This window comes from Leptolyngbya sp. Heron Island J, assembly GCF_000482245.1.
Lineage (GTDB): Bacteria > Cyanobacteriota > Cyanobacteriia > Phormidesmidales > Phormidesmidaceae > Leptothoe.
On record NZ_AWNH01000097.1, the window covers coordinates 22030 to 43981 of the forward strand.

At 52.4% G+C, this 21952-nt stretch carries 9 protein-coding genes; 4 read left to right on the forward strand and 5 right to left on the reverse strand.

Features of this window, described 5'->3' with window-relative positions; translation table 11 throughout:
• Positions 1 to 2 precede the first annotated feature (2 nt).
• From N836_RS65100 to N836_RS73805, 4 genes are all read right to left on the reverse strand, one after another.
• On the reverse strand, positions 3 to 500 hold the full coding sequence (locus N836_RS65100; protein WP_031293905.1) for a DUF427 domain-containing protein: 498 nt from the start codon (positions 498 to 500) through the stop codon (positions 3 to 5).
• A gap of 71 nt (positions 501 to 571) precedes the next feature.
• Positions 572 to 1843, reverse strand: coding sequence for an ergothioneine biosynthesis protein EgtB (gene egtB, locus N836_RS65105; RefSeq protein WP_023075558.1), 1272 nt, complete (start codon positions 1841 to 1843; stop codon positions 572 to 574).
• Positions 1837 to 2478 (reverse strand): class I SAM-dependent DNA methyltransferase, encoded by a 642-nt coding sequence (locus N836_RS65110; RefSeq protein ID WP_023075559.1) that lies wholly within the window; start codon positions 2476 to 2478, stop codon positions 1837 to 1839. The genes egtB and N836_RS65110 overlap by 7 nt, the downstream gene beginning before the upstream one ends.
• A 70-nt stretch (positions 2479 to 2548) precedes the next feature.
• Entirely contained in the window at positions 2549 to 13732 is an 11184-nt protein-coding gene (locus N836_RS73805) for a hybrid non-ribosomal peptide synthetase/type I polyketide synthase (protein WP_023075560.1), read from the reverse strand.
• Between the two features lie 349 nt (positions 13733 to 14081).
• Here N836_RS73805 and N836_RS65115 point away from each other — a divergent pair, with 349 nt between their 5' ends.
• From N836_RS65115 to hpf, 4 genes are all read left to right on the forward strand, one after another.
• The gene (locus N836_RS65115; RefSeq protein WP_023075561.1) at positions 14082 to 14963 is read left to right on the forward strand and encodes an alpha/beta fold hydrolase; all 882 of its coding nucleotides are present in this window, start codon (positions 14082 to 14084) and stop codon (positions 14961 to 14963) included.
• 266 nt (positions 14964 to 15229) lie between these two features.
• Positions 15230 to 15874 carry a YdcF family protein gene (locus N836_RS65120; protein WP_161635030.1) on the forward strand — a complete coding sequence of 215 codons (645 nt, stop codon included), beginning with the start codon at positions 15230 to 15232 and terminating at the stop codon, positions 15872 to 15874.
• A 38-nt stretch (positions 15875 to 15912) separates the two neighbouring features.
• Positions 15913 to 17580: an ArnT family glycosyltransferase gene (locus N836_RS65125; protein WP_023075563.1), complete on the forward strand. Its 1668-nt coding sequence runs from the start codon at positions 15913 to 15915 to the stop codon at positions 17578 to 17580.
• 295 nt (positions 17581 to 17875) lie between these two features.
• Positions 17876 to 18505 (forward strand): ribosome hibernation-promoting factor, HPF/YfiA family, encoded by a 630-nt coding sequence (hpf, locus tag N836_RS65130; protein ID WP_023075564.1) that lies wholly within the window; start codon positions 17876 to 17878, stop codon positions 18503 to 18505.
• Positions 18506 to 18773: 268 nt separating this feature from the next.
• On the opposite strand, the gene N836_RS65135 is transcribed toward hpf, so the two are convergent.
• The gene (locus N836_RS65135) at positions 18774 to 21566 is read right to left on the reverse strand and encodes a bifunctional acetate--CoA ligase family protein/GNAT family N-acetyltransferase (protein ID WP_235071165.1); all 2793 of its coding nucleotides are present in this window, start codon (positions 21564 to 21566) and stop codon (positions 18774 to 18776) included.
• Positions 21567 to 21952: the final 386 nt, after the last annotated feature.

The window sequence follows — 21952 nt, forward strand, 5'->3', positions numbered from 1 at the left end:
AGTTACCAACCCCAGCTACCAGGAACACCTTTAAAGGGACCGACAATGTCCCTGGTGATCCAGCCGGCATAAAAATTTCCGGGTTGGGGTTCTACTTTTTCGTCGTCAACATAGCAGGCATCCATGGGCCTTGGATAAAAGCTGACATGGCCCAGGAGTTCTTCGTAGGCTGGCAAGATGTCGGTATAGTACCAGGCCACATTTTCAACTTTGCGATCGCCAACCTGCAAATGATAATACTTGGCCGCTCCCCGCCATTCACAGAAGGTGGCATGATCGCTTGGAATCAAATATTCCATTTTGATATCCTCCTGAGGAATGTAGTAAGAAGGCGGATGGCTGGTTTCTAAACCACGTTTAGAACGGCGAGTATCAACAATCAACTCGTTGTTAAAAATAATCCGAATGTGTTTGGTCACAGCTTCAATCCGGGGAGGGCGGGGATAGTCCCAGACAGACTCTTGACCAGGGCCAGGGGGAATGGGGGTGGGTCTCATCATAGTTGGCGAATACTGTACTTGTTCAGCTTAAACCGTTACGGAGAAAGTTGGCTAAAGGTGCTAATCCGTTGTTATCCAAAGCTTGCTCCCATGTCGGCTAAACGAATGCCGGTAAACTGCCAGCGGGTATCGGGGGGATAAAAGTTGCGATAGGTGGGGCGAATATGATTTGTGGGAGTTACACAGGAGCCCCCCCGCAACACCAGGCGGTTACACATGAGCTTGCCGTTATATTCACCCACAATCCCAGCCTCTAGTCGATAGCCAGGATAGGGCTGGTGGGTACTGGTGGTCCATTCCCAGACATCCCCAAACAGTTGCCGGTCGCTGGCGGGAGCGGGCTGGAGTCGATCTGTTTCCAGCAAATTGCCGGTCACTGGCATATCGGTAGCGGCAATTTCCCACTCGGCTTCCGTCGGTAAACGTTGACCGGCCCAGCGGGCATAGGCATCGGCTTCATAACAGCTGACGTGGCAGACAGGCTCGTGGAGATGTAAACGCCCCATGCCGCCCAGGGTCATCACCCACCAGTCGCCATCGATCTGTTCCCAATACAGCGGTGCCTGCCAATTTTGGCTACGAGCAGCGGCCCATCCTTCTGAGAGCCAGTATTCAGGGTTCTGGTAGCCGCCAGCCTGGATAAACTCTAAATATTCACCATTGGTGACCAATCGATTGGCCAGACGATAATCGTGGAGATAGGTTTGGTGACGCGGTTGTTCATTATCAAACGCAAAGCCATCACCGTCATAACCAATGCTATATAAATTGGCTGAATAATCTGTCCAATCCAGGGATGGAGCCGTAGCGGTGGGGTTGGATGGGACTAAATCACTACGATAGATGGGGCGCAGGGGATTGTTGCCAAAAATATGTTTGATGTTGGTAAACAGAAATTCCTGGTGTTGTTGTTCGTGGTGAATCCCCAAGGTGACCAGGGATGCCACGGTCGGTTCACCTTGACTATGGTTGATCAAGGCCACCATGGCCTCATCAACATAGGCGCGATAGCGATACACTTCGGCCACGGTGGGGCGGGATAGGGTACCTCGCTGGGAGGCTAGTACCCGCTCTCCCATGGATTCGTAGTAGGAGTTTAATAGATAGTCGTATTGGGGGTTAAAAACGCTGTAGCCTTTGAGGTGGGGAATGAGGACAAAGGTTTCAAAAAACCAGGCAGTATGGGCCAGATGCCATTTTAAGGGACTGGCCCCTGGCATACTTTGCACCACATAGTCTTCAATTTCCAGCGGCTGACAAATCTGTTCACTCAGCTGGCGAACCGTTTGATATGCCGTGGCTAAGGGTAAAGCGGCTAAAGAATTGGGATGGGTGACTACCATGATGTGTTTTTTTGAAAGACCCAGGTTTGTAAATATAGGTTGGTTTCCCCTTTGGCTTCGGCCAGATAGGGAGCTCCCTGTTCGGTCAGGGTCCATCGGGATTGGTTAACCAGGTCAGCCATTTTGGGTTTAAAGTCGCTGTGTTCATAAAAATCAGGGCGCAGGGTAAAAATCAGATAGCCGCCGGGTTTAGTCACCCGAATTAATTCGTCAAAGGCACGGCTGGGGGCATGGCCATAGGTAAAGACACCACAGGCGGTGACAGCATCAAAGGTGGCGGTTTTAAAGTCCAGGGGGTCACCTAACACCATGGGATATAGCTGCTGATAGACCTGTTTCTTTTGGGCTTCTGCCAGCATGCCTGGCGACAAATCGACGGCGACTAGGTGGCGATAGCCTTCTCCATACAGCCACTGACCGAGGGTGCCGGTACCGGCACCAGCATCGAGAATATGGGCGTCTTTAGACACATATTTCAGGGTGAGATCAACAATCGGCTCACGCTGAGGCCGACCAAAGGTTTCCGTCAGGTCTTGCTCGTAGTCTTTGGCCCATTGGTCGTAGCGATCGCAAAGTTCGCGATTTGTCTTGGCGCTATAGACCCACTCAACTCGTTTATTAACCGGTGTTTCCATAATTTAGATGCAAGTTTGTGGCGAAGAACGAAGAACGAAGAACAGAGCCGTTTGCTTATGGGTGATAACATCAGCTCCCCCATTGCTTCAGACGCTGACCGAGCTGCTGGGCCAAGTCGTCAACGTATGGTTCTATCATCATCGTAAAGTGATCGCCGGGTACCACTTGATAATCTAATGGCTGTTGGCAACAGCGCTGCCAGCCCCAGGTGGGGTCGTTTTGGGTCATGGCCGGACTGGGCAGAAATGTATCCTCGGTGTGCACCTGCTGAGCCCGCAGCAGTGTAATTCTATGGGGATACACTGCCTGGGGAATATATTGGGTCATGGCCTGCATATTGGCTTTGTAAACCTGCAAGAGTCGAGTTAATTCGGTCTGGCTAAAGGGTTTACCCAGTTGTTTGAGGCTGGTGCACAGATGGGTGAGCTGTGTATCTACAGGGAGTTTGGGCAGATAGTCTGGCAGATCGAGGTGGCCGTTGAGAGAGCGCTCAAACATTGTGATTAAGCTTTGCAGATAGTGGCTGTCCTCCCAATCAACGGCATCTTTTTCATGGTCCGCTATGGGTACCTGAATATCCATGATGGCCAGTAGTGCCACGGTCTCCCCTTGCTGGTGCAGCTGGGTGGCCATTTCAAAGGCAACCTTGCCACCAAAGGAATGGCCACCTAAGAAATAGGGGCCCTGGGGCTGGATTTGCTGGATCGCGTTGATGTGGGCAGCCGCAATCTCGGCCATGGTGTTATGGGGCCTAATGTCTTCGTCTAATCCGAGCGATCGCAATCCGTAAAACGGTCGATCGCGGCCCAAGTGACGGGCCAACGGTTCTAGTTCAAACACATTCCCCAGCACACCGGGCAAACAGAAGAAGGGGGATTGAGTTCCCTGGGTCTGCATGGCCACAACGGATGAATACTGATCCCGTTGTGCAAGGGCTGGGGGTGTTGCTGTGAGGCCCAGGACATCAGCGGCTAAATAATCCACCAGTTTTTCAATCGTGGGATAGTCAAACAACAAGGTTGAACCCAGGGTACAGGCCAAACTCTGTTGTAGATGTCCCCGCAGTTCAATGGCCATTAGTGAATCCAGCCCCCAGTCAAACAGCCGCTCCCTCAGGCTAATTTGGGTGGGGTCTTTAAAGCCCAGGGTTCTGGCCACCAGCTGTTGTACATGGGCAATCAGCTGTTCTTTTTGGGTAAATACAGGTGGGTTGGCTGCTGCTGATATGAATGACGATTGCGATCGCGCAGCGGTCTGCCTTGACACCAATGCCTCGTAAAACTGGGGAACCGTCTGCAGGCTGTCCAACCACTTAGACCAGTCTGTCATCGGCATCACCGCAATCTGAGGCTTGGTCTGCAGAGTTAACTGACTCAACAGAGCAAATCCATCGGTCACCGGAATCAAGTCAATCCCCTGGGCGGCCAGACGCTGTTGCTGGGGGCGAGATAGATTAGCCGCCATCCCTACATCGGCCCAGGCTCCCCAGTTGACGGCTAGAGCCGGTAGTCCCAACCGTTGACGATGGTGGGCCAGGGTATCTAAAAAGGCATTCGCTGCAATATAGTTGCCTTGACCCAGGGTACCTGTGATCGCCGCCGCTGAAGAGAAACAGATAAAAAAGTCCAGGGGCATTTCCTGGGTCAAACAATGTAAATTCCAGGCCCCAGAGACTTTAGGAGCCATCACTGTTTCAAACTGCTGCCAGGACTGCTGTTGCAACACACCGTCAGCCAAGACGCCAGCGCTATGGACAATCCCCCGCAGCGGAGCAGGGCAGCTGGCTAACAGACGGCCAACATCATCCTGTTGGGCAACATCGGCTTGCACAACGGTAATGTTGGCCCCCTGCTGTTCTAGCAGCTCAATCTTGTCCGCCAGTGCCGATGACGAGAGGCCCCGACGACTGGCCAACACAATCTGTTGGGCTCCCTGGTCAATCAGCCACTGAGCGGCTTTTAGCCCGAGTCCACCCAGTCCACCGGTCACCAGATAGCTGCCTGTGGCCTGGACTGCCTCGATGGCTGGCATTGTCAGCACAACTTTGCCGCAATGCTGGGCTCCCGCCATATAGCGAAATGCGTCCACCACCTTGTCCAGGGGAAATGCTTTCAGCGGTAATGGTTGCAGGCTGCCGTCAGCAAAGCCCAGAGCTAGTTTGGCAAATAAATCGGGGAGTAAATCCGGATTTTGTCCATACTCCTCTCCTAAATCAAAGGGAAAATAGGTAGCATCGGGTCGCCGCTGTTGAACGGTTTGAGGCTGCCAAATATCCAGCTTGCCAAGTTCCAGAAAACGACCGTGGGTGGCCAGGGCCTCAAAACTTTTGTCAATAAAGTCTTTATTCAAGCTGTTGAGGACAATGTCGACACCCTGTCCTTGGGTCTGTTGCAGAATATCTTGAGCAAAGTCCAGGGTGCGAGAGTTCATCACATGGTGGACGCCACTAGCCTTGAGAAATTCCCATTTACCGGGACTGGCGGTGCCAAAAATCTCAGCCCCGATTCCCTGGGCTAGTTGGACCGCCGCTTGCCCCACCCCCCCGGCAGCAGAGTGGATTAAAATCCGCTCCCCTGGCTGGATCTGGGCTAGTTCGTGCAGAGCATAGTGAGCGGTCAAAAAGGCGGCTGGAATGGTAGCAGCTTCTGCAAAGGAAAAGCCCTCAGGTTTGGGAGCCACCTGGGTGGCGGCCACGGTGACAAAACTGGCTAAACTGCCTGTGGCCAGGGCCATTACCGGATCGCCAACCTGGAATTGGGTGACCTGTTCACCAACGGCAACCACTTCCCCGGCACATTCAAAGCCAAAGGGAACCTTTGCAGGCTGATCAATCCCTAATTCCTGTTCATAATAGTCCTGTAGCATGCCCAGAGCATTGAGCACGTCTCGGAAGTTTAAACCAGCGGCACGCACCTGAATCTCTACTTCATGGGGCTGGGGTGGTCGCCGGGTGAGGGGGGCCAGCTGGAGATTGTCTAAGGGACCATAGCTGTTGAGGGTGACCCGCAGTGGTTGGGGAGATGGGGTGCTTGGCAGCGTCACTGGTTTCAGGCGAGCCCCGTAGCGATTGCCCTGTCGATAGCCAATTTGATTGTCCGGGGCTGGCGGCGGGGTGGTTGGTGTTCTTGCCGATAACAGTTCGTTTAACAACCGCTCGGCGGAGAGAGCGGCTGCCTCCGTTGGGTCTAAGTCTAGCCGCATACACTGCAGCTCAGGATATTCCAGGGCAATGGCCTGACCCAAGCCCCACAGTGGTGACTGTTGCACCTGCAATGGGGCTGTATCAATGGGTTGTGCGCCCTGGGTGACTAACCACAGCTGTGGTGAGATCTGGGTGTGTGTGAGAGCCTGTACTAAATGTAAAGCGCTGCCAGTGTTAAGCAGTTGCGATCGCGCGGGTTCGACTCCATCCGTGGGCTGCTGATCCCTAGCCAAACTCCACAGATGGACCACACCGTGCCAGGGTTGCTTAGTCAACAGATCGGCCAACAGCTGTTGAAACTGTTCAGGTGCTGCCGGATCAAGCTGATAGTGGTCATCCTGGGTTTGCTGATAGCAGGTTCCCGGCAGCACCAGCGTGCACCCATGGCCCCGTTGGCGAAGTTGCTGGGCCAGCGTGTCGCCGATGCCGTGACTATGGGCAAAAATTAGCCAATGCCCAGGGTGATCCAGTGTTTGGGCTCGGGCTGCCGCTGGCTCCCACACCACCTCATAGAGATGCTCCTTAAGAGCATGCTTGAAATGATCAGTATGAGCGGGGTTGGGCCGCTGGGCTGTACGCAACGCCAACCCCGACACTCGCGCCACTAAATTCCCCCGATGGTCAAACAGATGGACCTGGGCGCTGAGAGTTTCTGAGCTACCCTGATGGGCGTCTAGGGTGCCATAGCTCCACCAATAGCGGCTAGGGCGACGATACACCTGTAGATGGTCCAAAATGACGGGTAGGTGGGTGCCTGGGGGTAAAATCGCGCCTAAAATGTGGAGACTGGCATCTAAAACCGCCGGATGGAGGGTGTAGGTCCCCATTGCTGACCAGATCTGATCGGGGATGCGAATCTGGCCGAGAACGGCATGGTCATCGATCCAGAGTTGTTCTACTCCTTGAAATGTGGGGCCAAAGTCTATTTGCTGCGATCGCCGCTCCTGGTAAAACCGCTCAGCAGACAGACAGGTTGTTTGCGGACCTTGCCAGGCCTTCAGGTTAAAGGTGATGGGGGTGGCACTGGGTTGTTGCCCCATCAGTCCAGAAACATGGCGTATCCAGGTGAGTTCCTGGTTGTCCTCAGCGGGCACGGCGCTAAAAATCTGGAATCTGTAGCGATTCTCACCATCGGGAGTGACCACCAGCTGAACGGTGCTGGGAGTCTGGTCAGACAGCACCAGCGGTCGCTCAATCAGCATCTCCTGCAGGGTAATCGGTGGGGTTGTTTGGTCAGAGTTTTTGTTAGTTAAGTGGTCTGCCACCGTTGGGAAAAGCTGAGCCCCAGCAGCCAGCGCTATCTCCACATAAGCTGTTAGGGGTAGAACTGGATTATCAAAAATGCGGTGGTCGGTCAGGTAAGCTAGCCGAGGATCGCGGGGGGTGAGAACAGCCTGAAACCGCCGCTCATGGGAACCGGCTAGGGGGATTTTTTGTCCCAGCAGGGGATGACTGGCTGCATCGGAAATGGGGGTGGCCGGGCGCTGTGGCTCTAACCAGTAGCGCTGTCGCTGAAACGGATAGGTGGGCAGATGTTCACGACGGCGGGGATAGTCTCGGTCAAAGCCGAGCCAGTCGATGGCAACCCCCTGCAAATAGAGCTGGCTCAGGCTATTGAGCATCACCTGCCAATCCGTGGGCGCAGCCGCCACAGCAGTGGATTGAGCCGTCCGTAAACTCGGTAGCCACAGACTTGAAGACTCTGGCCAACACTGGCGTCCCATGGTTAATAAAATTGGCTTGGGTCCGATTTCCAGGATAGCCGTGGGTTGTTGCTGGGCCAGGCGCTGCATACTGTCAACAAACTGTACGGGCTGATGGATGTGACGGACCCAGTACTCGGGGGTGGCAATGTCATCGGTGATTAGCGCTCCGGTGACGTTGCTGATCATGGTGATCTGGGGTGGGGAGAAGGTGACCTGGCGGGCGATGTGCTCAAACTCGGCCAGCATCGGCTGCATCAAGGGGGAGTGAAAGGCATGGGAGACTTGCAGGAGCTTGGTTTTCACTCCCATCGCTTCAAACTTGTTGCCAATGGCCTGGACGGCTGCCCGGTCGCCGGAAATGACGACACTCTCAGGACCATTAATGGCTGCGATCGCAACCACTCCCTGCCCGCTCTCGCCAACTGTCCCGTGGCCCGTATTCTGATCAGCCCGAATCGCTGCCTGCACCTGGTCTGGGCTGGTCATCAGAGACATCATCGCCCCCACCTGGGGCAGCGCCTGCATCAAGCGACCCCGGTGGGCAATCAGTCCTAAGCCATCGGCCAGGCTAAACACTCCGGCCACACAGGCGGCCACATACTCTCCCACGCTGTGGCCCATAACCACAGTGGGCTGAATGCCCCAGGACTGCCACAGCTGGACCAGGGCATATTCGATCGCAAACAGGGCCGGTTGGGTGTAAGCGGTTTGGTGCAGCCGGGCCGCTGTCTCCTTGTCCGTGGCATATAACAGCTCTAACAAGGGAACGTCCAGGTGCGATCGCAAAATCTGATCACACGCTTCCAGCGCCTGGCGAAACGTCGGTTGAGTCTCATAGAGCTGTCGTCCCATCTGGACATACTGAGACCCTTGTCCCGTAAACAAAAAGGCCAGGGTGGGTGGGTTGCCCGCCGATAGTTCGGCCTGGCTCTCAGCGGGTAAGGTCGTTAACTGGTGTTGCAGCTCTGAGCGCGAATTCACCACCAGTGCCAAACGATGGTTAAAGTGCTGACGCCCGCCATTGGCTGTAAAACAAATATTGGCTAACTCTCCCTTAGGGTGAGCGCCTAAATAGTGAAGATAGTTCTCTCTCAGCTCATGCAATGCCTGTGGGGTCTTGGCTGATAGCGTCAAGATGTGGGCCGGACGCTCTCGTGTCTGGGCTAGTTGTTGCTCAGACTGGCTGGGTCTGTTGGCTGCCTGCGGCGCTTCTTCTAAAACCACATGCACATTGGTGCCGCCCATGCCAAAGGAACTGACCCCAGCCCGACGCGGATGACCGTTGGTGACCCATGGTTGCAGCTGTGTATTAACAAAAAATGGACTGTTGTCAAAATCAATTTTAGGGTTGGGGGTTTGAAAATGCAGGCTGGCGGGAATTAATTGATGCTTTAAGGCCAGGGCTGTTTTAATCAACCCGGCGACCCCGGCGGCATTGGCCAAATGCCCCACATTGGTTTTGACGGAGCCAATGGCGCAAAATCCCGTATCGGTTGTTGTTTCGCGAAATGCCTGGGTCAGGGCGGCAATTTCAATCGGATCCCCCAGGGCGGTGCCGGTGCCGTGGGCTTCGATATAGCCCACTGTGCTAGCGTCGACCGCAGCCATGGCCTGGGCTTCAGCAATCACCGCTGCCTGACCCTCCACAGACGGCGCGGCATAGCTTACCTTTAAAGAACCATCGTTGTTAATGGCCGAACCTTTAATCACCGCATAGATGTTATCGCCCTCGGCCACAGCATCCCTCAGCCGTTTGAGCACAACAATGCCCGCGCCATTGCCAAACACCGTACCCTGGGCCTGGGCATCAAAGGCCCGGCAGTGCCCGTCAGGAGAGAATACGGCCCCTGCTTCATACACATAGCCTGTTTTTTGGGGTAAGCGAATGGCGACACCACCGGCCAGGGCCATGGTGCATTCTCCATTTTGCAAACTTTGTAGGGCGGTGTGTACGGCCACCAGGGCGGTAGAACAGGCGGTTTGAATATTGACACTGGGGCCTGTGAGATTGAGTTTGTAGGAGACGCGGGTAGGTAAAAAATCAGGCGATTGACCAATGGTCATTTGCACATCGCCAACGGTTTCTAGAAATGACCGATTGGCCTGATATCCCAAACTAGGACAGACATTGTTGAGAAAGTAAGTGTTGATGCCGCCACCTGCATAAACACCAATCCTACCGGAGTAGGTCTCGGGGTCATATCCTGCGTCTTCCAGGGCCGCGACCGCACATTCTAAAAACACCCGCTGTTGAGGGTCCAATTGTTCCGCCTCTCGGGGACTGTAACCAAAGAAATGGGCATCAAATTGGTCCACGTCGGCTAAGACTGCACCCGCTTTAACATAGCCAGGCTGTTTGACCCAGGCGGGGTCTGCCGGTTCTAGTTCGTGGTCGGCAAGGGTAGCAATCGACTCCACACCATCACACAGGTTTTGCCAAAATGTGTCCACATCAGCTGCCCCTGGAAACTGTCCAGCCATGCCGATGATGGCAATGTCATCGTGCGATCGCACCGCTCGTTTCGGTGTCCTGGCGTGAGTATCCGGTGTGTCTGTAAGATGCTGGGCCAACCGCTGAATATTAGGGTATTGAAACAGGGTGACAATGGAGAGATCTGAACCAAAAATATCCCTCAGTCGTTGGTGGGCTTGAATCATCAATAAAGAATTGCCCCCCAGCTCAAAGAAATTGTCGCTAATCCCCACTTCATCCAGCTGCAACAAGTCTTGCCATACCTGGGCAATCTGTTGTTCAGTTTTAGTTTGGGGTGAGACAAATTCTGTTGCCAGTTCCGGTCGAGAACGTTCAGGAGCCGGTAATGCCCGCCGGTCAATTTTGCCATTGGCGTTTAAGGGCAGACTATCAAGCACAACAAAGGTGGCGGGCACCATATAATCCGGTAGCCGTGCCTGTAAATAGTGGCGCAGGGCAGGCGTTAACTCACGGGCAAGCTTGCCTTTAAGGGGATTATTAGCATAGCCACTCCAGTCTGATGCTTGTTGCTTTTGGGAGAGCCAGGCCTCTTTTTGGAGCCCTTGATACCACTGGAGGGGCTCCAGCTGATGCTCAAGGAATCCGCCAGTTGAGCGGGGGGTATCCTGCTGCAGCACAACATCATAACAGTCCGGACCGCCTGAGGCCGACCAGGTGACCGACACGCCATAGGACAGCTCCTGCCCCAGCTGCCACCAGACCTCCGGCTCAATTCCCTGGTGTTCCTGGGGTTGAGAGTGCAGCTCCTGCAGGGTAATCTCTGACTGACCATCGGCGTCTAGCTGCTCTAACAGCTGGAACTCCGGGTGCAAACGCCCATTTTTCACCTGTTGAATCACCACAGCAGGGGGAGTCTCCGCCAGCAGCCGATGACGCACAGCGGCGACGGTGAGACCGCCTTGTCCATCAAGCCAGATCATGTCTGGAGAGGAGACCGGCGGACTATCCACGCTGAGGGTGACATCGTAGCGAAACTTGGTCAGCTCATTGTGAGCCTGCCCCCGTTTGAGTTGCACAACAACCTGACTGATGCGGGTAAACCGATCTGATAGGGCATGGAAAAAAGCCGGATCAATTAGCAGTTCTTCTTCATTGTTTACCTGTTTTTGTAACCGCTGGTGGAGCTGGGTCAGGGTCAGATTGTCAGCGGCTCGGCTGAGTTGAATTGAGGCATAAAACGCCTCTAACAGGGGTAAGCTACGAATATCTCCAGCAAAAATAAACCCGCCCGGTTTAACCGCCGTAATTGCTTTTTCCAGCACCTCCACCAGGTACTCAATGCTGGGGAACAGCTGAATAACCGAATTAATCACCACTGCGTCAAAGGAATTAGGGGTAATCCCCTCAAAGTTGTCAGCGGCTCGCTGGCGTAACTCCACCTGAGACCAATCATCGTCTGAGGCCTTGAGCTGTCGCTCAACATAATTCAGGGCTTCCTGGGAAATGTCGGTGCCTAAATAGTAGTCACAGCTGGGGGCAACGCGAAACAACAGCATACCCGTACCGCAGCCAATTTCTAAGACTCGTTGGGGACGACCGGCCTGGATGCGGGCAACGGTGGTGTCCACCCATGTGCGCATTTGCTCAGCTGGAATGGGCTGGCCGGTATAGCTATCGTTCCAGCCAATAATATTAAAGGTGGGGTCAAAGTCAGGAGCGTGTTCACTGTCGGGGGTGGTTTGTCGGTAGATAACATTGTCCACCTGCTGCCACTGGGCCACTTGTTCTGCCTGGGCGGTGGCACTAGTCTGATCTTGACCGACAACATAGGCCACAATGCGGTTGTCTCCAGGACTCTCTTCCCTGGTCACAACCGCTGTTTGTTTAACCCTGGGATGCTGGCTCAGCGCCGTTTCGATCTCTCCTAGCTCAATGCGAAACCCGCGAATTTTGACCTGGTCATCGGTGCGCCCTAAAAATTCGATGCTGAGATCGCAGCGATAGCGAGCCAAATCCCCCGTCTTATACAGCCGATAGTCGCCAAAGATCTGTTTAGCTGCTGGAAACGGATTTGCAATAAACTTTTCCTGGGTTAAGGCGGGTTGCCTCCAATAGCCACGGGTAACACCAGGACCACCAATATACAAATCTCCGGCAACACCAATAGGCACTGGCTGATAGTGCTGGTCTAACAGATAAATTTGAGTATGATCAATCGGTCGACCAATGGGCACCGCCATGGCCGCTGATTGGGGCTCGCAGCGATGGACCGTGGCCCAAACCGTGGCCTCCGTCGGGCCATATTCGTTATAAAGCGTCGCCTGCTTGAGATGCTGGTGGTGCTGCTCGATCAGGGCCGGTGGACAGGCTTCGCCTGCTACGATCACAACCCGTAGCGAATCCCAGGCTTTTGTCGTCAAACAGTCTAAACACAGAGCATAGAGAGACGGTAAACACAGCAGATGAGAGATGCGCTCTTGTTGAATCAGCTGAGTCAGTCTGTGGGGATTGGTTTGTACCGTTGGCGCTGGCATGACCAGCGTTCCCCCTGTACATAAGGTCCAAAAAATCCCGGCAACAGAACTGTCAAAGGCAAAGGAGGACAGCAATAAATAACGGTCTACCGCGCCTGGGTAATAGCTCAGTCGGGCTGCGGTAGAATGCACCAAATTTTGATGAGCCACCAGTACCCCTTTGGGATTGCCGGTGGAGCCGGAGGTATAAATAACGTAGGCAAGATGGTGGGCAGCGGCTGTAGGCCCCAGATCACTCTCCTGTTCTTTGGCAATGTCTGACCAGGCGGTATCTAAACACAGAATTGACGCACGGGTCTCAGGGAGTTGAGCCAACAATGGCTGCTGGGTTAATAAAATAGCGACCTGGGAGTCTTTTAACATAAAGGCCAGCCGCTGATTGGGATAGCCAGGATCGAGGGGGACGTAGGCACCACCGGCTTTAAGAATGCCGAGAATGCCAACCACCATCTCCAGCGATCGCTCAACACATAACCCAACCAGGGTATCTGGGCCGACACCATGGCGCTTTTGGAGATAATGGGCCAGCTGATTCGCTCGATGATTGAGCTGGCTGTAGGTGATACCAGCCCCATCCACTATTAGTGCGATCGCAGCCGGTGTCCGCTTCACCTGTTGCTCAAACCATTGATTAATCGTCTGCACCTCGGGCGTTTGCGCTGACGAGTCATTCCAGTCGATCAGTAACTGCTGCTGCTCGAAGTCGGTAAGTAGAGGCAACCTAGAAATTGGTTGTTGCGGTGTATCCACAATCCCTGTCAACAGCGTTTGTAAATGGCCCATCCACCGACCAATTGTTGATGGAGAGAACCGCACTGGATTGTAGCGGGCAGAAATCGCTATTTTTCTATCGATTGCTTCAGCACGCTCTGTCACCGTTAAGATCCAGTCGAATTTCTCCATAGCAATAGCGGTTGCATCTGCCTGGAGCCCAACAAAGAGGGCAGGAGAGTCTGCCAGGTTGGTCGGGTCCACCACTGTCAGTGAGTTTTGCGGCCAGGGGAAGCATGGCCAGGGCTGGTCCATGACAACTTTAAACGAAGGATCGCCGGAGAAATCGATAGACCAGAGAAATAGATTATTTAAACCTAAAGTTTTTGGCTCAATGCTGTCTTGTTGATCGGTATCTCTTTCGTTTTGTATGCAGAGTTTTGTAGATACAATCTGAAAGTTATCCTGAGATGATAGACGGTAAAGCAAGACCTGAAACGCACCCAGGAGGACAGCATCTGTGGATACTCCGGAGGAACGTGCTAGAGCATCAAGGTTCTGGGTTAGCGCTGTTGATAACGTTAAGGTATATGTCTTTTGGGGGGAATTAGGTGGATGAGATTGGACTGGATTTGCCAATGAATTCAGGATGGGAAAACTATCCACTCGCTTGAACCTCGATAACCTGGCTACCTGGTACTTTAGTACAGAGTAGTGTTGTCTGTGTGAAAAAATACAGACAGAACAATCCAGGAGACTACAAACCTTAAAGATTATTGTGGGTTTAAAATCCCTTTTACCTGCTTTTATCCCTTTTATCCCACTTCGTCTTGAGTGGGAAACGATTTTGACTCAGAAGAGATTGCAAAAGATGTTGCTCTAAAACGCTCCCATTTTTGTAAAGTCTAGACCTCACCTTCAACGCTGGCAGCATCCAGGGGCAAACCTTCCCATTGCCATGGATAATAGAATAGTGCGTTGCCCAAACGCCTGTCCTTTTTTTCGACTTTCCTTGATGGCGACAACTTTACCCGCTGATGTTCAGCATCTAACCGAAGATACATCGGTGGCCTTAGCCCGCCACATCCAGTTTGCTCCTATTTCTACTCCGTTAACCCAGATGCCCATAGCGACCAGCTATGTATCCGTTGGCGTGGGTAAACCCATTCTTTTAATTCACGGATTTGACAGCTCGATTTTTGAGTTTCGGCGTCTGGTACCCCAGCTGTCTTCCCAGGCCCAGGTCTGGGCGGTGGATATGCTGGGGTTTGGCTTTACTGACCGGACGACGGCTGCGCCGATTACCCCGGCGGCGATTAAGCAGCATCTGTATAGTTTCTGGCAACAGCAGATTGGTCAACCCATGATTTTAGCTGGTGCATCCATGGGCGGTGCCGCCGCTATTGACTTTACCCTTGATTTTCCAGAAGCGGTCGAGAAACTGGTGCTGCTGGACGGTGCTGGCTTTGCAGCGGGACCGGCCATGGGTAAGCTGATGGTGCCGCCCCTAGATAGTTGGGCCACGTCGTTTCTCAAAAATCCAGGGGTGAGACGGCGCATTAGCCAACAGGCCTATTGCGATCGCACCCTGGTCACCCCAGATGCTGAACTTTGTGCCGCGTTACATTTACAGATGCCCCGCTGGAAAGAAGCCCTGATTGCTTTTACCAAAAGCGGTGGCTATAACTTCTTGGGCAACTACATTCAAAAAATTGAGCCCCCCACCCTGATTGTGTGGGGTGAACAGGACAAAATCCTGGGTACCAAGGATGCCCAGCGGTTTCAGCAAACCATACCCAAGAATCAACTGGTGTGGATAGAAAACTGTGGCCATGTGCCCCATCTGGAGAAACCAAGGAACACTGCCCAGGCAATTATGTCCTTTTTTGTAGGTTGACCATATAAGTTCAACGGTGTCGACCTGGATAACACCGGAAAAATCAACCTAAAAATTAACCTTTATAGTATTCATATTGGAATACTTGGTTTGTCTCATATCCTTCAGAATTACGCATGTACCTTGGAAGCATCCTAGATGTTTGTTCACATCATCTCAGTGTGAGTCGCTGGGTCCAATTTACAAGCTCCGTATTTTACTGGGTAGCGAGGTTTCCCTTAGAAAGTTTGGTGCTTGGGGGCCTGTTGTTACTGAGCTTCCTCATCTTGAGTGGGCTGGTCATGCGGGGGTTTATTCTGCTGGGACGGGGGCGCTCTATTAAGCGACTTTGGCTGTGGGGGTTTCCACTGGCATTTTTAATCAGCGTTTCGCCGTTGGTGATTGGGGAACCCCTACTAACCCAGTTTCTACCGACCTATCAGGGACAAACCGCTGATGCCATCGTCATCCTGGGACGGGGCAGGTTTTTGCAATCCAGTCGGGTGCTGAAGGCGGTTGAGCTGATAGCCAGGGACCGAGCCCCCCGAGTCTTTGTGAGTGGATATAGCGATGCGCCCTTAATGGCCCATTTGCTGGAACAGTACGGCGTAGAATCTGGCAAAATTTCGGGGGAGAGCTGTTCGCGCACCACTGAACAAAATGCTCAGTATACGGCTCAGCAACTGATGCCCAACGGGGTGCAGTCGATTATTTTGATTAGCGATCCTACCCACCTATTGCGATCGCAGCTGGTTTTTCGGAGTCTGGGCTTTAAGGTGCTACCCTATCCCAGCCCGCTGCCAGACACCACCGCTCTGAGCTATCGACGGCTGCTGGTGCTGCGAGAGTCCATGGGCCTGGTGAGCTATGGCCTGATGGGCCGCTATTGGTCCCGGCCCCTGGCTTCGGTCGAGACGACCGTTGCACAGTAAACTAGGGCGAAAGCTAATTTGCTGGAGGTGCGATCGCAATGGGGTCAGTTTCATCACAGTCATCTACCCGTTGGGTCGCTATCATCACAGTCACTTTAGCCGTTTTTGTCGCCTTCTTTTGGCGTTTAGGCAGCATCGGTCTGGTGGATGAAACCGAACCCCTGTTTGCCGAAGCCGCCCGCCAGATGTATGCCACTGGCGATTGGATTACCCCCTACTTTAATGGCGAAACCCGCTTTGATAAACCGCCCCTGGTGTACTGGGGCATGGCCCTGTGTTTTCACATTTTTGGCGTCGGTGAATGGGGGGTGAGGCTGCCATCTGCCCTGGCGGCTGCCGGGCTCACCGGCTTTAGCTTTTACACACTGCAGCGCTTTGGCTATCCCCACGGCCCGTCGGCAGATAAAAAAACAGCCTTTACCCTGGCCGCTAGCGTCGGTGCGATCGCAATGACGCTCCATCCTCAAACCATAGTTTGGGCCCGCACAGGGGTATCCGACATGGTGCTGTCGGGCTGCATCGGAGCCGCGCTGCTTTGCTTTTTTTGGGGCTATGCCCATAGCCCCCGCTGGTACTACGGCTTCTACATATTCATGGCCCTGGCGGTTTTAGATAAAGGCCCGGTGGGCATCGTCATTCCTGGACTCATCGTCACCGTGTTCGCTGTCTACATGGGCCAGGTCCGCACCCTGCTCAAAGAAATCAAATTACTACAGGGTAGTCTGCTGGCATTGCTGCTGATGGTGCCCTGGTTTGTTGCCATCATTGCCATCCATGGCCAGACCTATATCGACAGCTTTTTTGGCTATCACAACTACGAGCGCTTTACCGACGTGGTCAACGGCCATGCCGCCCCCTGGTACTTTTACTTTGCAGTAGTTGCGGTAGGGTTTTTACCCTGGTCCCCTGGGTTACCCTTTGCCATGGTGCGATTGCGCCCCTGGGCCATCGGCTACTGGCGACGTCAGCCCCGAGAAAGGCAGTTGGGGGTCTTTGCCCTAACATGGTTTCTGGTCATTTTTTGCTTTTTTACCGCTGCGGTCACCAAGTTACCCAGCTATGTGCTACCGCTGATGCCAGCCGCCGCGATTATGGTGGGTCTGATGTGGGCTGGTCCCCGTCAGCGAGGCATGGGGATTAGCGCTGCACTTAGCATTCTATTTTTTGCCATCTTATCGGTAGCATCCTACCTCACCCCTAACTGGCTTGGCGGTGATCCAGTCATGCCCGATTTCCCAGCGCTAGTGCGAGACTCTCAAGTCATGTTCCAGGGTGCCATTGTTTGGGGCATCGCCACGCTGGCAGGGCTGGGGCTGCTGCTAACCCGCCGGGTGCGCTGGGTATGGATCATCAGCTTCATCGCCTTTCTCGCCTTTACCCTAGTCTCAATTTTACCCATGGCAGCACTGGCGGACAGTCAGCGTCAGCTACCCCTGCGACAGTTAGCCGAGACCATGAAAACCGAACAACAGCCAGGGGAAACCTTGGCCATGGTCGGGTTTATGAAACCCAGCCTGGCATTTTATACCCAGCGACCCATAGTTTACATATACAATCCTGACTCAGAAAAGCTGCAGGCCACAGGGATGGCCTTAGTTGTCGGCCATCCCAACGAGATAGCAACGGCCATTAGCGTCAGCCAGTCAGGAGAGATTCTCCAAACTGCAGAAACTTACCAGCTCGCCCGCTTAGTCTTTACCCCTTAGAATCTGCATTCAGGTGATCAAAATGGCCTACCCAAGCGATTGCCTGACTTCATGAGAACTCTACAGAATTCTTTAAGGCTAGCCTTTAATCCCAGGAAGAGCATTTTTTTACTTCAGGTAAGCTTGTTTTTTTACTTAACTTCTCTAAGGTACTACTAAGAAACAGTCTTGTTATTTTAAGAGTAAGTTAAGAGGATAAAAGAGTCAGCCAATTCAAAGGGCTGATATTTAATAACACTTTAAATGACTGACTTAAATAAGAAACGTTAGCCACTCACAGCAGGAGACTTTTCCAATGAAAGTAGTGATCCAGGGCAAAAACGTTGAAATCACCGAAGCTATTTATGACTATACCTGTCAAAAAATTGGTAAAGCTGTCAATCATTTTGAGAATTTAGTTACCGAGATTGACGTTAAATTATCCGTTCATCGCTGTACCCGCAATCAAGATAGACAAACAGCTGAAGTCACAACCTATGCAAAAGGTGTCGTCATTCGGGCGGTGGAAAAACACGAGGATCTCTACAGCAGCATTGATCTGGTGTCTGATAAAATCACTCGTCAGCTAAAAAAATATAAGGAAAAACAACAACGGGTTAATGTTGAACCGGACACTACAGGCCAGGAAACTCTGGATGCTGCCATTAACCCCACAGCGATTATTAATGAGCATCATCCTGTACTACCGCCCAAAGTGGTCAGGAATAAGTTTTTTGCCATGTCGTCCATGTCGGTGGAAGCGGCATTGGAACAATTACAGCTAATTGATCATGATTTCTACATGTTTCAAAATGAAAGCACTGGAGAGATTAATGTGATTTATGAACGTGGTCATGGGGGGTATGGTCTGATTCAGCCCCACCAGAGGGCGATGCCAGTGGGCCAGCGCTTAAAATATATTCCGGCTATTCCGGCTAAAGCTTAGGAAAGCGGACGGTGGATTAAGGGCTACTGTGTTTACCCCTATGGGATGGCCTATTTTTAGCCCCCAATAGCTCCAGGCTATTGGGGGCTTTGAGTCTTCTTTTCTCTTCCTCAAAGTTGTAGGGCTAGGGTAGTGAACTAGTGCTCTGTGGCGTCAGTTTGCTCACTGTCAAATGTGGATGGGTGGATGGGTGGATGAAATAGCGGCTAATTTTTTGCCATCGGGTACCAGAGCGGCAAGGATGCAGCTTGCCACTCCAGGTCAATCCCTAGAAATCGTAGTAAACTTCAACTTCGTCAAAGTTGCGTACAATCTCAAATCCATTTTTTTTGCAGAGATGTTGCATGCCACGATTCTCTGGGAGAATTGTGGCCGAGATGCGGGCAATCCTCTCTGCGTTGCAGATATTTAGTAGAGAGGTCAAGAACTCTGAGCCTAAACCTTGTCCCTGGTGGCGATCGCTAATCAACATACCAAATTCGGCGGCATTAAGGCCGTGCAAACGGCTCAGACGGGCAACACCTAAAATCGAGCGTTTGTTGGTTTGGGCATCTACATGTTCTGCTACCAGTGCCATCTCTCGATCATAATCAATAAAACAGATGCGGGTTAGACGCTCATGGGCCACCCTGGACTGCAGTTTCATCAGGTGGAAATAGCGAAAGTAAATGCTTTCCTCTGAGAGGGTTTGGTGGAAATCGACCATGAGGGGTTCGTCTTCGGGACGAATGGGACGGATTGTGACATCTAATCCGTTACGCAAAGCCCATGATTTAACGTATTGACCGGGGTAGGGACGAATGGCAGGCTTAGGCAAGCCCTGCTCTATCATGGCTGAACTATGGAGAACAACCCGTGCGTCCAGGGCTAAGAGCTGTTCGGCAGAAACCAGCAGTGGATTAATTTCGATTTCTTTAATTTCTGGATATTCCACCACAAGCTGGCTAAACCGAACTAGCAATGCTTCTAGGGCATCTAGATCAACCCGGGCCTGACCTCGCACTCCCTGCAGTGCTTGATAAACCTGGGTTTGTTCCATTAGCCGTCGCGCCAATGTTGTATTTAATGGCGGTAGGCCCAGGGCGCGATCGCGATAGACCTCCACCAGCTGACCACCGCTACCAAATAACAAAACGGGGCCAAACTGTTCATCTACGTGGCTGCCAATGATTAATTCATAGCCATGACGCGATACCATCGGCTGCACCGTCACCCCCAGAAAGTCTCCGGGTTGACCAATGGTGGCAATCTCCTCATAGGCCCTATGAACTGCACTGCTGTCGCCAAGATTCAGTTTGACTCCACCGACATCGGTTTTGTGGGTAATTGTGTGGGAGTGCAGCTTTAACACCACCGGATACCCGATCTGATCGGCAATGGCAACAGCGGCATCGGCTGAGGTGGCCAATTCAGTTTGAACCGTAGGAATGCCGTAGGCCTGTAACAGCTGCTTCGATTCCCATTCGCTGAGTAATGAGCGATTGTCCTGACGAGCACCGCTCAACACACTTTGAACGCTCTGTGTTTTTGATCCTGTTGTTATTGTTAAACTTGGGGTTTCATACAGCGATCGCAAATTATCGTTGTGCCGCGCCATCAACGAAAAAATTTGTGCGGCGGTATCAGGAAACGGCAGTGTAAAAATACGATTTTGGTTGAGCTGATCTTCACCCGGTCTGACGGTTTCTGTTCCCATCCAGCTGGCAAGCAGTGGCTTATTGGTCCAACGTGAGGCCCGAGTTTGCAACTGTTCTGCCGTTGCCAGGGGTTGAGTCATTGCTTGAGGACTCAGGATCACCAATAAACCATCACTGTTTTCATCCTCAGCTAAGACATCCAGGACCGCTCCATAACGCTCTGGAGTAGCGTCACCTAGAATATCGATGGGATTTTGACGACTCCAGTGGGGAGGCAGGATAGTATCTAAGGTTTCCACTGTCTTAGGAGACAAGGGCGCTAACTCACCGCCACTGCGAATCAGGGCATCGGTCGCTAAAACACCAGGACCACCCGCATTGGTGAGAATCGTCAAACGCTTACCACGAGGACGTGGCTGTTTGCCTAAAACTTCTGCCAAATTAAACAATTCATCAATGGTGTTCACCCGAAGGACACCACAGCGTTTGAATGCGGCATCCAGGGCCTCATCACTGCCAGCTAGAGCCCCCGTATGGGAGGCGGCAGCCTGAGCGGCCACTTGCGTCCGACCCGCTTTAATCACAATGATAGGTTTACTGAGTGCCACCTCCCGTGCTGCCGAGAGAAACGATCTAGCATCGCCAATGGCTTCCATGTAAATAACAATACTGTGGGTGTTCGGATCATCCCCCAGATAGTAAATCAGGTCGCCCCAATTAATATCCAGCATTGACCCGATCGAGATAAACGCACTAAACCCAACATTTTCCCGGAGACTCCAGTCTAAAATTGAGGTACACAGTGCGCCACTCTGACTAATAAACCCAACGTTACCAGGGCGGGCCATCGCACCGGCAAACGTGGCATTAAGACCACTGTTAGGACACATCAATCCCAAACAGTTAGGTCCCAACACCCGGATATGATTTTGTCGAGCTGCCTGCAGTACAGCCGCTTCTAAGGCCAATCCAGGTGCGCCAATTTCCCGAAATCCGGCGGAGAGAATGATCACGGCTTTGACACCAGCGGCACCACACTGTTCAATCACCTCTGGCACCTTCTGGGCGGGTATGGCAATGACTGCCAGATCCACCGGTTCAGATATGTTAGTAATGCTTGAATAGGCTTTGATCCCTAGCACATGAGTGCGGGTGGGATGTACTGGGAAAACAGTGCCCCCAAAAGAGTTACTAATCAGATTCCAGAGAACTGTGCGACCAACACTGCCGGGGCGCTCGGTAGCACCAATAACGGCAACGCTTTTGGGGGCAAAAAATGGAGAGAGAGGCTGATAGCCGTAGCGCAGAATATCGTGAGCGGGCTCCAGAGTATTCAGGCTATCCAGGGAGAGAGATAAATCTTCAGCATCTGGGGCGGCGACGTTTTTGGCAGACTGAACGGTCATTTCACTCATCTTAGGCATAGTAGTAATACCTCCCATGCGTTTAGAGTTTTCTGTAGTTTTGCAAATTGTGTTGGAATAACGTGCTCACCGCACGAGCTGTTTGAAAAACGACTGTATCATCTGCATCAAAGCGATAGCTAGTCAGACAGTCATGGCTAAAGCAGATAGATGAACTATGACTCAACACTAGGCTGATAACAGCTAACATTCCATTTTCCCCTGTAAAGAATAGAAATATCTTGGTACCTTAACAAAGGTTTCTTTACATGAGTAGCTTCTTACAAAACTGAGCTGATTAATATACCCATCTTAAGGGGGTGTACCCGGAATCTGCCCTGTTAAACTCTTATTTTCAACGTATTTATGTCCTCAGCAAAAATCATATCTCGCAGAATTTGAAATGG